13 protein-coding genes and 1 pseudogene are annotated in these 14,845 nt (G+C 38.6%); all 14 read right to left on the bottom strand.

What is annotated here, in order from left to right:
• Positions 1 to 55: 55 nt before the first annotated feature.
• The 14 genes and pseudogenes from ACIGHG_RS08430 to uvrB all read right to left on the bottom strand — a co-directional run bounded on the left by ACIGHG_RS08430 (position 56) and on the right by uvrB (position 14,626).
• Entirely contained in the window at positions 56 to 1,009 is a 954-nt protein-coding gene (locus ACIGHG_RS08430) for a gluconeogenesis factor YvcK family protein (RefSeq protein WP_396548020.1), read from the bottom strand.
• Positions 1,010 to 1,012: 3 nt separating this feature from the next.
• Complete coding sequence (gene rapZ, locus ACIGHG_RS08425; protein ID WP_090915944.1) at positions 1,013 to 1,894, bottom strand: RNase adapter RapZ; 882 nt, start codon at positions 1,892 to 1,894, stop codon at positions 1,013 to 1,015.
• Positions 1,895 to 1,912: 18 nt separating this feature from the next.
• Complete coding sequence (locus ACIGHG_RS08420; protein ID WP_028411235.1) at positions 1,913 to 2,371, bottom strand: NUDIX hydrolase; 459 nt, start codon at positions 2,369 to 2,371, stop codon at positions 1,913 to 1,915.
• Between the two features lie 187 nt (positions 2,372 to 2,558).
• Positions 2,559 to 2,684: pseudogene (locus ACIGHG_RS08415) on the bottom strand (LUD domain-containing protein); the annotation flags it as partial.
• 59 nt (positions 2,685 to 2,743) lie between these two features.
• Positions 2,744 to 3,694 (bottom strand): thioredoxin-disulfide reductase, encoded by a 951-nt coding sequence (gene trxB / locus ACIGHG_RS08410; protein WP_139207673.1) that lies wholly within the window; start codon positions 3,692 to 3,694, stop codon positions 2,744 to 2,746.
• 84 nt (positions 3,695 to 3,778) lie between these two features.
• Entirely contained in the window at positions 3,779 to 5,290 is a 1,512-nt protein-coding gene (locus ACIGHG_RS08405) for a tetratricopeptide repeat protein (protein WP_336472003.1), read from the bottom strand.
• Positions 5,291 to 5,412: 122 nt separating this feature from the next.
• Positions 5,413 to 5,925: an acyltransferase gene (locus tag ACIGHG_RS08400; protein ID WP_090916134.1), complete on the bottom strand. Its 513-nt coding sequence runs from the start codon at positions 5,923 to 5,925 to the stop codon at positions 5,413 to 5,415.
• Positions 5,926 to 5,940: 15 nt separating this feature from the next.
• Positions 5,941 to 6,588: a pyrophosphatase PpaX gene (gene ppaX, locus ACIGHG_RS08395; RefSeq protein WP_396548017.1), complete on the bottom strand. Its 648-nt coding sequence runs from the start codon at positions 6,586 to 6,588 to the stop codon at positions 5,941 to 5,943.
• 153 nt (positions 6,589 to 6,741) lie between these two features.
• Entirely contained in the window at positions 6,742 to 7,554 is an 813-nt protein-coding gene (gene lgt / locus ACIGHG_RS08390; RefSeq protein ID WP_336472001.1) for a prolipoprotein diacylglyceryl transferase, read from the bottom strand.
• A gap of 52 nt (positions 7,555 to 7,606) precedes the next feature.
• Positions 7,607 to 8,536, bottom strand: coding sequence for an HPr(Ser) kinase/phosphatase (hprK, locus tag ACIGHG_RS08385; RefSeq protein ID WP_090915934.1), 930 nt, complete (start codon positions 8,534 to 8,536; stop codon positions 7,607 to 7,609).
• Positions 8,537 to 8,708: 172 nt separating this feature from the next.
• Positions 8,709 to 9,083, bottom strand: coding sequence for a phage holin family protein (locus tag ACIGHG_RS08380; RefSeq protein WP_090915932.1), 375 nt, complete (start codon positions 9,081 to 9,083; stop codon positions 8,709 to 8,711).
• A gap of 150 nt (positions 9,084 to 9,233) precedes the next feature.
• Complete coding sequence (locus ACIGHG_RS08375; protein WP_336472000.1) at positions 9,234 to 9,545, bottom strand: magnetosome magnetite crystal formation protein family; 312 nt, start codon at positions 9,543 to 9,545, stop codon at positions 9,234 to 9,236.
• Positions 9,546 to 9,767: 222 nt separating this feature from the next.
• The gene (uvrA, locus tag ACIGHG_RS08370; protein WP_396548014.1) at positions 9,768 to 12,638 is read right to left on the bottom strand and encodes an excinuclease ABC subunit UvrA; all 2,871 of its coding nucleotides are present in this window, start codon (positions 12,636 to 12,638) and stop codon (positions 9,768 to 9,770) included.
• A 5-nt stretch (positions 12,639 to 12,643) separates the two neighbouring features.
• Positions 12,644 to 14,626: an excinuclease ABC subunit UvrB gene (gene uvrB, locus ACIGHG_RS08365; RefSeq protein ID WP_336471998.1), complete on the bottom strand. Its 1,983-nt coding sequence runs from the start codon at positions 14,624 to 14,626 to the stop codon at positions 12,644 to 12,646.
• Positions 14,627 to 14,845: the final 219 nt, after the last annotated feature.

Raw genomic sequence — 14,845 nt, 5'->3', positions numbered from 1 at the left:
CGTTACCTCAAAGAAGTAACGCCTTCTACCATGCAAACTTTTTCAAGCTTACAAGTTATATTAATGAATATAAAATCGAAGCTAACTTTATCGTATCATGACGTACAACTTGATCATCATACTTTGCTAAACAACCTTTAATCAACTTAATATTATGCGCGGTAAAGCGATCTTCATCAATCGCAACTGGCTCCGACATTTCTTCTGCATAACGCCCTAATAGTTCAGATGGAATTGGTTCATCGTTCACTATTGCTGTATCGATAAACACTTCTCCAAGATGATCATGCAATGCTTTCACATGGTCAAATGCTGTATATCCCATTGTTTCACCAGCTTGGGTCATAACATTACAAACGTATGCTTTCTTCGCTTTTGCCTGAAGAACCGCATCCCCGATTTTTTTCACCATTAAATTCGGCAAAATGCTCGTATACACACTTCCTGGTCCAAATACAAGTAAATCAGCTTTTTGAATTTCCATTAATGTTTCATGAAGCGGTTCTACGTCTCCCGGTGTTAAAAAGACACGGTTAATTTTTTTACCGTAATACGGAATTTTCGATTCCCCGCTTACAATTTGCCCATCTTCCAATTCCGCGTGCAACACAACACTTTGATTCGCAGCCGGAAGTACACGTCCTCTTACATTTAACACTTTACTTGTTTCCGTAATAGCATGAAAAAAATCACCTGTAATAGCTGTCATTCCAGCTAACAATAAATTCCCAAGCGCATGTCCTGTTAATCCTTCTCCTGATGTAAAACGATGTTGAAATAACGCTTCCACAAGTGGCTCTACATCAGACAATGCAACAAGCACATTGCGAATATCTCCAGGAGGCGGAATTTCTAACTCATCACGAAGTCTCCCAGAGCTTCCCCCATCATCAGCAACCGTTACAATCGCGGTAATGTCGACTGGATACTTTTTTAAACCGCGTAATAAAACGGATAGACCAGTTCCGCCTCCCATAATAACGATTTTCGGTTTCTTCTCTTTTCCCATCACTTAATGTCCCTTTCTTTTCTCCACATCACGATGAGACACATGGGTTGTATATTCTTGCTTCAAATGTTTCATCAAATATTCTGCAAGTGTAACGGATCGATGTTGTCCTCCTGTACATCCAATGGCAATAACAAGCTGACTTTTTCCTTCGCGCTTATAATGCGGAAGCATAAAGGAAATAAGGTCTGTTAACTTCTCCAAAAATTTGTGCGTTTCATTAAATTTCAGCACATATGATGATACTTCCTCGTCAAGACCTGTTAATGGCTTCATGTGTGGAATATAGTATGGATTTGGTAAAAAACGAACATCAAATACTAAATCAGCATCAATTGGAATACCATATTTGAATCCAAATGACATTACGTTTACGCGAAATGCTTGTTCATCCTCTGTTGAGAATAATTGAATAATCTTTTCTCTTAGTTCTTTCGGCTTTAATTCCGACGTATCAAGTACAATATTTGCACGCGCCTTCATATCTGTTAATAGCGTACGTTCTGCTTCTATTCCTTTTAATGGAAGACCTGTTGGAGCAAGTGGATGTGAACGCCTTGTTTCTTTGTAACGTGTTACAAGCGTACTATCTTTTGCATCTAAAAATAAAATATGCGGAATAATCCATGTGCGTTCTGTTAAATCATCAAGCGCTCCCCATAAATGATCAAAGAACTCTCGTCCGCGTAAATCAATACCGAGCGCTACTTTATTCATTTTGCCTTTCGAGTCTGCCATTAATTCAACAAACTTCGGCAACAACATGGGCGGTAAATTATCCACACAAAAATATCCTAGGTCTTCAAAACTTTGCAAAGCAACTGTTTTCCCGGCTCCAGACATTCCTGTAATAATAACCATTTTAATATCATTATGCGCGTCCATTATATCCCCCCTCATGGTTTAACTCGGATCTAACCGATACGAAAGTAATTCAAAGTCTGGTGTATATACAAATGTACCGTAAATAATGCCATTTCCTTTAATTAAATAATCAATAATATGATAATCTCCTGGTGCCATTGGCAGCTCATCAATCTTATCAAATGTATGCCAGCCTATTATCCCTTCTTCGCTTTGCAGTTTATTTTCTCCTGCAAAATCTGTCGCTAAGAAAGAAAACATCATCCATTCGGAAACAACCTTGTCTCCTTCTTGGATTACGAAAGTGAAGACACCTTTTAATGCTGGATTTTTCAAATAAATCCCCGTTTCTTCGCGATATTCGCGAACAACCGATTCTCTTACTGTTTCCCCGCGTTCCATCTTACCGCCTGGGGCAACCCACCAATTTCGACGAGGCTTTTGTAATAAAAGAACTTCATTATCCTTGATTAACACACAGTTTGTCACTCTTTGCAAGCTTCTTCACCTCAGCTATTAACGGAGAAATCCCCATTATATACTTCCTTCATTATACTATCAAATACAGTTTGTCACAACGAATGAACCTCTTGTCTAAAGCAAATGAAAAAGATGATGGGAGACTATTCCCATCACCATTCAGAAAAATAAAAAACTGCATATCTCATAATGATTTAGATAGAAATTATTGATCATCTACAATAATATACGCTGTTCTTATTGGTCCATGTACACCTACGACAAGATTCATTTCAATATCAGCACTGTTTGATGGACCAGAGATGAAATTCAAACAGGATGGAGGGTTTTCCCTTTGTATTTATATAGAAAAAAGCTGTCTCAATAAAGACAGCTTCTCTTTTTTGTTCATTATTTTTCTACTTTCAATTCTTCTAACAGCTCTTCCACGTAATGCTGTGCACTTTGCGCTGCAATACTTCCATCACCTGTTGCTGTTACAATTTGGCGAAGCATTTTTTCACGAATGTCACCAGCTGCGAAAATACCAGGAACTTTTGTTTCCATACGTTCATTTGTTTCAATATAACCATTTTCATTTGTAATACCTAATTCTGCAAATGGTTTAGAAAGTGGTAACATACCAACATAAATAAATACGCCTTCTGTTTTAAACTCTTGCTCTTCACCGCTATTTACATCTACAAGTGTTACGCTGCCTACTTTTCCGTTTGCTTCATTAATTTCTTTTACAGTGTGATTCCAAATGAAATCAACTTTTTCATTTTGGAAAGCACGGTCCTGTAAAATCTTTTGTGCACGCAATTGATCTCGGCGGTGAACAATCGTTACTTTCGTTGCAAAACGTGTTAAATACACACCTTCTTCAACAGCTGAGTCGCCGCCGCCAACAACGACAAGTTCTTTTCCTTTAAAGAATGCACCGTCACATACTGCACAGTATGACACGCCGCGTCCACCAAGTTCTTTCTCGCCTGGCACGCCAACTTTCTTATATTCCGCACCGCTCGCCACAATAATTGCGCGTGCTTTATATTCTTTCTTTCCAGCGATTACTGTTTTATATTCTTTTCCATCAATAACTTGTTTCACATCACCATATGCATATTCTGCACCGAATTTCTTCGCATGTTCAAACATTTTATTTGATAAGTCCGGTCCTAAAATATGATCATAACCTGGATAATTTTCTACTTCTTCTGTATTTGCCATTTGTCCGCCCGGGATACCACGCTCCAACATCAACGTACTTAAATTTGCGCGAGAGGTATACACAGCTGCTGTCATCCCTGCCGGACCAGCTCCGATAATAATTACATCATAAATTTTTTCTTCTGCCATATTCTTCATCTCCTGTTCTTATCGCTCTTTTGATACCCTCATTATACTGTCGGTAATGTTTTTTTCCCAATGATTTGCTCGCGCTTATGCATGCACACATCTTACTGCTTGCACATACTTTCGTACAGTTGCTACCGATACATTATATATATTCCCAAGCTCTGCCTGCGTCAATTTATTTTGACATTCGCCTCTTACAATATATTCAACTGCCGCTGACCAGCCGTATACATTTGTAAACGCCGTTCCGCTTGTGTATAAGCGTATAAATGTACAAAACCAAAGATGTAAACATTCTTCAATCAGCTCATCATCTTTTTTTGTATAATTGTATAAAGCATCTGCAATACGGACACATTGTTCAAACGGCTGAAGCTCCTGCGGAATATTTTTATGACTATTAATTAAAAAGAAATAGTGCGCCAGCTGTGATACAATCGGAACACGCTTAGGAGATTGCATCACATCAAAGAAAAAACCGATTTTCTCTGGTGTTGTCAGCTCATTCATTAAATATAAAGCTAGCATTTGTTCTTCTAACGTTTCACTTTGCTGAAAAGATTGCTGCAGTTCTCGAAATAAAATATTTTGGCCTTCATCTGCTAAATTAATAGCATTCCAAGGCTCCTTTCCTTTTTTATCAGGATGTAACTCTACAACATGCGCCCACATTTTCTCTGCTGTTTGTTCATCATTTACCATATAAGCAGAATATGCAAACCAATAATAAAAACTAACATCACCTTCGTAACCTTGACGCTTTAAAACTTTTAACCATTTATATGCACTTTCGAAACGACCAATTGTTGCAAATGTTGTCCCTAATTTCACACGATGTTCAAACGACATCGGATACACTGTCTCCAATTGCTCTGCTAACTTTTCTACTTGCTTATATTCCCCAACGGAATATAGAAAAATAAGCGTATTACATAAAGCATGAATATTCCCTGGATTCTTCTCTAAAATTAGCTCTGTCATTTTCAATGCTTGATCAACATTTCCAAGCTGAAAATGAGCAATCGCTAAATTATTATGTGCCGACCAAAATTCCGGATATTCCGTTATAACCCCTTCAAGCGTCGCAATCGCCTCTTCTAATTGACCGTTCCGAATATAATGATTCGCTTGCTCTTGCATCACAATTAATCCATCTTCATCTTCAAATTCCGGCGCATCCATTTCTTCTTCTTCAATAATCTCTAAAAGTTCCATCGTCTCCGCAATAAACTCTTTATCCGTCGCAATTTCTAAATACCGCTCTGCATACTTTTTTGCTTGTTGGAATAGACCAAGATACGCATAATTATTTGCCATAAAATAATAGCATTCTTCTATTTGTTCACCCGTACGAACAATTTGTAATAAAATTTGATTAGATTCGTGATATTCTCCCGCTTCTGATAATGCCGTTGCTAATTGACATAAAATAAACGGCTCTTTCTGATTTTGTGCCGCTCTTTTAAAATATTTAATTGCATCTTCTAAATGATGATTGCGATAAGCCTTCATTCCTTTATCATAAAAGAAATCGGCTAATTGATTAAAAGAAATAACTTGTCCGTTATCTTTATGAATTTCTTGATTTTTCCCCATAGATCCTCCATTATTTCATTCTTCTATCTATAAGTATAAACGATTCTTCTAAAAACAAAACAGTATATTATACGCAAATATTTCCTTTTCATTCCCGAAAAGAAAAGGAAAATGTTACATTTCTAACATTTCCCTTCTCTCACTGCCATTTCCTCTTTCGTATAAATAACACGCATCGGATTTCCACCAACGAAAGCACCGCTCGGTACATCACGATGAACAAGTGTGCCCGCTGAAACAATCGCTCCATCTCCAATGACAACACCCGGTAAAATAGTCGAATTTGCTCCAATCATTACTTCGTTTCCAATTGTAATTTCACCAAGGCGATATTCTGTAATTAAATATTCATGAGCTAATAATGTTGTATTATAACCAATAATCGAATTATGCCCAACTGTAATTTTCTCTGGAAACATAATATCTGGCATAACCATAAGTGCAAAAGAAGTTTGCTCTCCAATTTTCATTCGCAAAAATGTGCGATATAACCAATTTTTCATCCGTAAAAATGGAGTATAACGTGCAATTTGAATGACAATGAAGTTTTTCATCACTTTCCAAAATGAAACTGTCTTATATACGTTCCATAATGAATTTGCTCCTGACACAGGATAGCGTGTTGTCCGTCGCACCATTCTCTCCCCTTGTCAACTCAATTCATGAGGCAAGATTGTTAACAAGTCACTCATTTTTTCTAACACATAGTCCGGTTTATAAGACTCTAAGTATTCGCGTCCTTTAATTGTCCATGCAACAGCCGCTGTCTTCACGCCAGCATTTTGTCCGCCAACAATATCGTGATGATTATCCCCTACCATTAAAGCTTCTTCTGGCTTTGCTCCTAATAATTGCAGTGCTCTTTGAATCGGTTCTGGATGCGGCTTCACATGCTCTACATCATCAATTGTCACCACAACATCAAAAAACTCTTTTAATTTCGATAGCTTTAATCCCATTTCGACAGTTTGGCGCACTTTCGTTGTTACAATCCCAATTTTATAACCTTTCTTCCGAAGCTCTTGTACAGTTTCATACACTGTTTCATACTCTTCTACTAACTCATCATGATGTTCATGATTAAAATTGCGGTAACATTGAATGAGTTCTTCTACTCGGTTTTCGTCAATTTTACTAAATGTATCGTGCAATGATGGACCAATAAACGGTAGTACGTCTTCACGCTTATACTGATTTGGATAGTACTTTTCTAAAGTATGTAAAAATGAAGAGATAATAAGTTCGTTCGTATTAATCAACGTTCCATCCAAATCAAATAACACTGTATTTATTCTCATTTTTTCCACGTCCTTAGTTGTTGTATGATAAAGTGAAACTTCCATCAGCGATTTTATCCCGCCGATGGGAAGCCCGCGAATAGCAGGATAAGAAAAGAAGCAGCGCCGCATGTTTGACGCTACTTTTTCTCATTCACCTCTGAAGTTCTATCCTTATTGTTCTGAATATCGTTTATCCGCATACCCCATTTTTCGTCTCACAAACACAAAAATAATAGAAACGAGAATTAAGGTAATTGATACAACTTGTGCAATGCGAAGCGGGCCAAGCATTAAGCTATCTGTACGTAATCCTTCTACAAAGAAGCGACCGATAGAATACCAAGTTAAATATGTAAAAAATAGTTCCCCGCGTCGTAAATTCGCTTTTCGAAGAAGTAGAAGTAAAATAACCCCAGCAAAATCCCATAACGATTCATATAAAAATGTTGGATGGTAATATACACCATCAATATACATTTGATTCACAATAAATTGTGGTAAATGTAAACTTTCAAGAAATTGACGCGTTACCTCACCGCCATGAGCTTCTTGGTTCATAAAGTTTCCCCAGCGTCCAATCGCTTGTCCAAGTAAAATACTCGGCGCTGCAATATCCGCTAGCTTCCAAAAAGACAGACCGCGTTTTTTCGCAAATACAATTCCTGTAAGAACCGCACCAATTAATCCGCCATGAATCGCTAAACCACCTTGACGAATGTTAATAATTTGACTTGGATTGTGCGAATAGTAATCCCATTCGAAAATAACATAGTATGCACGTGCACAAAGGATTGCAAGCGGCACTGCAATTAGGACCAAATCAATAAATGTATCTTTCGGAATACCAAGACGCTCTCCTTCACGGGTTGCGAGCCACAATCCGAGCAAAACAGCAGTACCAATAATGACACCATACCAATAAATCGGAAACGGCCCAAGCTGAATTGCCACGCGATCAAGCTGCGGTACAGATCCTAATAGCATACTCTCCACTCCCTTTCTTTTTATCCTTTACTAATGGAAATTTCATTTGTATTTAATTTTGATTCCCTAGTTCAATCGCACTCATAAGACGCTCTGAAAATTGCTGCGCTGCATTGACACCCATACGTTTTAAACGGAAATTCATCGCTGCTACCTCAATAATAACAGCTAAGTTTCGACCAGGTCGTACTGGAAGTGTGATCTTTGTAATCTCTGTATCAATGATTTTCATTTTTTCTTCATCTAAACCAAGGCGGTCGTAATTTTTCTTTTGATCCCAAATCTCAAGATTAATTACAAGTGAAATACGTTTATGGTTACGCACTGCACCTGCACCAAATAACGTCATAACGTTAATAATGCCAAGTCCACGAATTTCAAGTAAATGTTCAATTAACTCCGGTGAACTCCCGACTAATGTATCGTCATCTTCTTGACGAATTTCTACACTATCATCAGCCACAAGGCGATGTCCACGCTTCACAAGCTCAAGTGCTGTTTCGCTTTTCCCGACACCACTTTGTCCTGTAATCATTACACCAACACCGTAAATATCAACTAACACACCGTGAATAGCTGTTGTTGGCGCTAATTTACTTTCTAAATAATTCGTCAAACGACTCGATAAACGTGTTGTTTTTAACGGCGAGCATAATAACGGTACGCCAGTCTGACGAGATGCTTGCATTAACTCCTCTGGTACATCTTGACCGCGCGTTACGATAATGCACGGTGTTTCTTCTGTACAAAGCGCTTGCATGCGCATTTTCTTTTGTTCTTCTGTTAACGTATCAAAAAAAGTAAGCTCTGTTTTCCCAAGAAGCTGAACACGATCAGCTGGATAATATGTAAAGAATCCTGCCATTTCAATTCCAGGGCGTGATAAATCACTTGTATCAATTGGACGGTGAATTCCTTCCTCACCACTTACTAACTCTAACTGAAAATGTTCAATTAAATCTTTCGTTCGAACTTTTGGCATATATAAACCTCCACGTTGCGGAATGTATCTAAGCAGCGTACTACCACTCTACCCGCTATTGTACCATTTTTTTCTGAAAACACGAAACACGCTTTCTTTTGAAAAAGAAAAAAAACATTCCACGCTTTGCGCAAAATGTTTTACGTTTTGTCGGATACTTTCTGCCTTCCGATTATTCTTTCTCATATAACGGTTCAATAATCACTTTCTCAATCAACATATTTAAAATTGAAATGAAAATTGCCGCAATAATCGCTGCGCCAAATCCAGATAAATTGAACGCATCACCAAGTATCGAATCTGTAATTTCTAGCGTAATCGCATTAATAACAATTAAGAAAAATCCAAATGTTAACACAGTAATTGGCAGCGTAATTAAAATTAATAACGGTTTAACAAATACGTTTAGAAGAGACAAAATAACGCTCGCAATCACTGCTGTTTGTATATTTGCTATTTCAAACGCACCTGGTGCAAATATTTTGAGAAGACCTGATACAACGATTAGCACAATACTGTTTACAATAAGTGATATAATCCATCTCATGTTCTTTACACTTCCTTTTCACTAGGGACAATGAATACCCAAACTACATATACCAACAATAATACTTGAAATCCGCAAAGATTACCAAGAACAAATGAAATGAAAACACACATAAGATTCCTCTTACGAACAGTTCTTCTTTAAAGTTATTTACTCATTCACAAGCAATTGTACACCTTTCACAATATTCCAGATGAAAATAACAAGGTTCACAAATCCAAATAACAACATCGCAATAAGTACGATTGCACCAATTTGTTCTGGTGTGTTCATAACAAATACAAGTAGAAAAATGAGAAATAAACAAAAGAACGGTAGTAAATGCGAAATGAAAGCTTTCTTTGCATGACATTTCACTTCTTCGTGAGGAACAACAAAATATACAATGATCGGAAATAATAGCGGAGCCACAAAAATACTAAAATAACAACAAGATGCTAACACTTTTTGGGTAGAATCCACATCCTCATCTCCTTTGGATGCATATAAAGTGAAACTTCCATCAGTGGGGAGTTTTCCCCCCCACTGATGGTTAGTTGAACCAATCGGGCTTTTACGGACAGTTATCCCCTACCTATCTTCTTTGTTTCTCTCTCAATCTTGAGGTGGGGGATTACTGCCCGTTAATGCGGGATAGCAGAAAACATGTAACAGAGAAGCACAGCCCCTCTGTTACATGTTTCTTTACTGTGTTAATTCTACTTCTTTTACTTTTTCTTTCATACGTGCTTTATCACGTTCTAAAACACCTTTTAAATACTTTCCTGTGTAAGATCGCTCTTCTTTCACAACCTGCTCTGGCGTACCTGTAGCAACAATTTGTCCGCCCTTATCTCCGCCTTCAGGACCAAGGTCAATCAGATAATCTGCCGTTTTAATGACATCTAAGTTATGTTCAATAACAAGTACAGTTTCACCATTATCAACAAGACGCTGAAGCACTTTTAACAGACGCGCAATATCATGTGCATGAAGCCCCGTTGTCGGTTCATCTAAAATGTACAACGTGCGGCCTGTTGAACGGCGGTGCAGCTCAGATGCTAACTTCACGCGCTGTGCTTCTCCGCCCGATAACGTCGTTGCCGGCTGACCGAGCTTCATATAATCAAGCCCTACATCCACAAGCGTTTGGAGCTTACGTTTAATTTTTGGGATATTCGCAAAGAACTCTACCCCATCTTCAATTGTCATCTCTAACACGTCAGAAATGTTTTTATCTTTATATTTTACTTCCAATGTTTCACGATTATAACGTTTTCCGTGACAAACTTCACACGGAACGTACACATCTGGTAAGAAGTGCATTTCAATTTTAATAATCCCATCACCGCGGCACGCTTCGCAGCGGCCACCTTTTACGTTAAAGCTAAAGCGGCCTTTTTGATAACCGCGTACCTTTGCTTCATTCGTTTGCGCAAACACATCACGAATATCATCAAACACACCTGTATATGTTGCTGGGTTAGAACGCGGTGTACGCCCAATTGGTGATTGATCAATATCAATTACCTTGTCTAAATGCTCAAGGCCCTTAATTTCCTTATGCATACCAGGCTTACTCTTCGATTTATATAGTTTTTGAGCCACTGCTTTATATAGCACTTCATTAATTAATGTACTTTTCCCTGAACCAGATACACCCGTTACAGCAACAAATGTACCAAGCGGAAATGACATCTTCGCATTTTTCAAGTTATTTTCCTTCGCTCCAATAACCTCAATCTTACGCCCATCACCTTTGCGGCGCTCCAGCGGAACCGGAATAAACTTTTTACCTGATAAGTATTGTCCTGTTAACGAATTGTCATCATGCATTACTTCTTGCGGCGTCCCAGCTGAAACAACTTGCCCGCCATGAATACCTGCACCAGGACCAATATCTAATAAATAATCCGCAGCCATCATCGTATCTTCATCATGCTCAACAACGATAAGCGTATTTCCTAAATCACGCATATTTTTCAGTGTTTGAATTAAGCGATCGTTATCACGCTGATGTAAACCAATAGAAGGTTCATCAAGAATATATAATACGCCCGTTAAGCTCGAACCGATTTGCGTCGCTAAGCGAATACGCTGCGCTTCTCCGCCCGATAATGTTCCAGCTGCACGGCTAAGCGTTAAATAATCAAGTCCCACGTTAATTAAGAAGCTAAGACGCTCTTTAATTTCACGCAAAATAAGTTTCGCAATACTTTGTTGCTTTTCCGTTAATTCAATATTTGTAAAGAATTCATGCGCATCCTGCACAGAAAACTGCGCCACTTCCGCAATCGTTTTTCCACCTACAAAAACAGCTAAAGTTTCCGGCTTCAAACGAGCGCCTTTACATTTTGGACAAGCTTGCTCCGCCATATATTTTTCCATTTGCTCACGAATATAATCGGAGCTCGTTTCTCGGTAACGGCGCTCAATGTTCGGAATTACACCTTCAAAAATAATCTCGCTTTCCTTCACTTGGCCAAAGTCGTTCACATAGCGGAAATACACTTTTTCTTCTCCGCTTCCGTACAACACTTTTTCAAACAAATGCTTCGGAATATCTTTTACTGATGCATCCATATCAATGCCATAATGGTTACAAACAGACTGCAACAATTGCGGATAATATTGTGAGCTTGTTGGCTCCCAAGGTGCGATTGCATGATCATTTAATGATAAATCCCAGTTTGGAATGACTAAATCAAGATCTACTTCTAACTTTGAACCAAGGCCATCACAAGACGGACACGCACCGAACGGACTGTTGAAAGAAAACATGCGCGGCTCAAGTTCACCGATGGAGAACCCGCAATACGGACAAGCGTGATGCTCACTAAACAGCAACTCCTCTTCTCCAATCACATCAATTAAAACGCGGCCTTCACCAAGCTTCAAAGCCGTTTCTAATGAATCGGCAAGGCGACCTGCAATTCCTTCTTTCACCACAATACGGTCAATCACGACTTCAATGGAATGTTTTTTATTTTTATCTAACGTAATTTCTTCCGATATATCAAGCATTTCTCCATCAATGCGAACGCGGACATATCCTTGCTTTTTAATATCTTCTAATAGCTTTACATGCGCACCTTTACGTCCCGATACAATCGGTGCGAGCACTTGCAGCTTCGTACGTTCTGGATATTCTAAAATACGATCTACCATTTGCTCAATTGTTTGCGATGTAATTTCAATGCCATGATTTGGACAGATCGGTGTTCCGACACGCGCAAATAATAAACGTAAATAATCATAAATCTCCGTCACCGTTCCAACTGTTGAACGCGGATTGCGACTCGTCGTTTTTTGGTCAATTGAAATCGCCGGCGATAACCCTTCAATTGCATCGACATCCGGTTTATCCATTTGCCCTAAAAATTGACGTGCATACGCCGATAGCGATTCTACATAACGGCGCTGTCCTTCTGCATAAATCGTATCAAACGCTAACGACGATTTCCCTGAACCGGATAGCCCTGTTACAACAACAAGCTGATTTCTCGGAATGGTGACATCTATATTTTTTAAGTTGTGGGCTCTCGCACCTTTTACAACGATAAAATCTTTACTCATTGCCTTCACCCTTCTGCTTTTAGTTCTAATAATAAATCACGAAGCTCAGCTGCTCGCTCAAAATCAAGCGCTTTTGCAGCTTCTTTCATTTCCGCTTCCATTTTTGCAATTACATTTTCTCGTTCTTTTTTCGTCATTTTCTTAGAAACTAGTGATGCTGTCTCATACGTTTCGGTATCTTCCGCAGCCATCGTTGCACGGATGACATCGCGCACCTCTTTTTGAATTGTTTTCGGTGTAATGCCATGCTTTTCATTATATGCTTCTTGAATTTGACGACGACGCTTCGTTTCTTCAATTGCAATTTCCATCGATTTTGTAATTCGGTCTGCATACATCACAACATGACCGTTTGCATTACGAGCTGCACGACCAATCGTCTGAATAAGCGAACGCTCTGAACGAAGGAATCCTTCTTTATCTGCATCTAATATAGCTACAAGCGATACTTCGGGAATGTCTAGTCCTTCACGAAGTAAGTTAATGCCAATAAGCACATCAAACTTTCCTAATCGAAGATCGCGAATAATTTCAATTCGTTCTAACGTCTTAATTTCAGAATGCAAGTAGTTTACTTTAATGCCAACATCCTTCAAGTAATCAGTTAAATCCTCCGACATTTTCTTTGTTAATGTCGTAATTAGCACACGCTCATTCTTGGCAATTCGGTCATGAATTTCTCCTAATAAATCATCAATTTGTCCTTCTATTGGACGAACATCGATTTTTGGATCCAAAAGCCCTGTTGGACGAATAATTTGTTCCACCACTTTTGGTGAATGCTCAAGCTCATATGGACCCGGCGTTGCTGATACATACACAACTTGATTCGTTTTCTCTTCAAACTCTTCAAACATAAGCGGTCTGTTATCAAGCGCTGATGGCAGACGAAATCCATGATCAACAAGCACTTGCTTACGCGCCTGATCTCCGTTATACATCGCTCTTACTTGTGGCACTGATACATGCGATTCATCCATCACGATGAGAAAATCTTTAGGAAAATAATCTAATAATGTATACGGTGTTGAACCAGCTGGGCGAAGTGTCAAATGACGGGAGTAGTTCTCAATCCCTGAACAAAAGCCCATCTCACGCATCATTTCTAAATCGTAACGTGTCCGCTGCTCTATCCGCTGCGCTTCTAACAATTTACCGTTATCATTTAATTCTTTTAAGCGTTCTTCTAATTCTTTTTCAATATTTTCGATGGCAACTTTCATCTTTTCTTCGCGTGTAACGAAGTGAGATGCCGGAAAAATTGCCACATGCTCACGTTCTGCTAATACTTCACCTGTTAATGCATTTACTTCCCTGATACGATCAATTTCATCACCAAAAAATTCAATTCGGATACAATGCTCATCAAGAGATGCCGGGAAGATTTCAACTACATCACCGCGCACGCGAAACGTCCCACGCTGGAAGTCAATATCATTACGGCCATACTGCACATCAACAAGTTCACGAAGCAATTGATTGCGATCTTTCTCCATACCAACGCGTAAAGAAACAACAAGTTCACTATATTCTTCTGGAGAACCTAAACCGTAAATACAAGACACACTCGCTACAATAATAACATCATCTCTTTCAAATAAAGCCGATGTCGCCGAGTGACGCAATTTATCAATCTCATCATTAATTTTTGCGTCTTTTTCAATAAATGTATCTGTTTGTGGTACATATGCTTCCGGTTGATAATAGTCGTAGTAACTAACAAAATATTCAACCGCATTGTTCGGAAAAAAATCTTTGAGCTCACTGTATAACTGTCCTGCTAACGTTTTATTATGAGCCATTACAAGTGTTGGCTTCTTCACTTCTTTAATGACATTTGAAATCGTAAATGTCTTACCCGTTCCTGTCGCTCCAAGCAACACTTGATGTTTCTTACCATTTTTGATCCCAGCTACCAGCTGCTCTATCGCTCTTGGCTGATCACCTTGCGGAGAATATTCTGAGACAATTTCAAATTGATGTTCCAAATAAATCCGCCCTCCTCGTAAAAAATCTGTATTTTCATTTTAACACGAACACTCATGAAAAAACCAAAAAAACGAACAAATATTCGATAAACAATTCGACAACGAATTATTTTTTGTATAGGTAGAATTTTCTAAAAAATTAATATTTACAACACCCACTTTTCATATTACAATACGTTTAAAGATTCGACATTATACGACAAATCGAACGTAAAGTTC

It is taken from the genome of Bacillus sp. NPDC077411, assembly GCF_044543425.1.
In the GTDB taxonomy this organism is placed as follows: Bacteria; Bacillota; Bacilli; order Bacillales; family Bacillaceae_G; genus Bacillus_A; species Bacillus_A bruguierae.
Note: the sequence above shows the minus strand (reverse complement) of the source record. Positions and strands in the feature narration are given on the sequence as shown.

Bases quoted from the DNA above. Each gene is read 5' to 3' on its own strand.
- trxB (WP_139207673.1), bottom strand. From the start codon at position 3,694: ATGGCAGAAGAAAAAATTTATGATGTAATTATTATCGGAGCTGGTCCG.
- hprK (WP_090915934.1), bottom strand. From the start codon at position 8,536: ATGCCAAAAGTTCGAACGAAAGATTTAATTGAACATTTTCAGTTAGAG.
- ACIGHG_RS08430 (WP_396548020.1), bottom strand. From the start codon at position 1,009: ATGGGAAAAGAGAAGAAACCGAAAATCGTTATTATGGGAGGCGGAACT.
- ACIGHG_RS08380 (WP_090915932.1), bottom strand. From the start codon at position 9,083: ATGAGATGGATTATATCACTTATTGTAAACAGTATTGTGCTAATCGTT.
- uvrA (WP_396548014.1), bottom strand. From the start codon at position 12,638: ATGAGTAAAGATTTTATCGTTGTAAAAGGTGCGAGAGCCCACAACTTA.
- ACIGHG_RS08405 (WP_336472003.1), bottom strand. From the start codon at position 5,290: ATGGGGAAAAATCAAGAAATTCATAAAGATAACGGACAAGTTATTTCT.
- rapZ (WP_090915944.1), bottom strand. From the start codon at position 1,894: ATGGACGCGCATAATGATATTAAAATGGTTATTATTACAGGAATGTCT.
- ppaX (WP_396548017.1), bottom strand. From the start codon at position 6,588: ATGAGAATAAATACAGTGTTATTTGATTTGGATGGAACGTTGATTAAT.
- lgt (WP_336472001.1), bottom strand. From the start codon at position 7,554: ATGCTATTAGGATCTGTACCGCAGCTTGATCGCGTGGCAATTCAGCTT.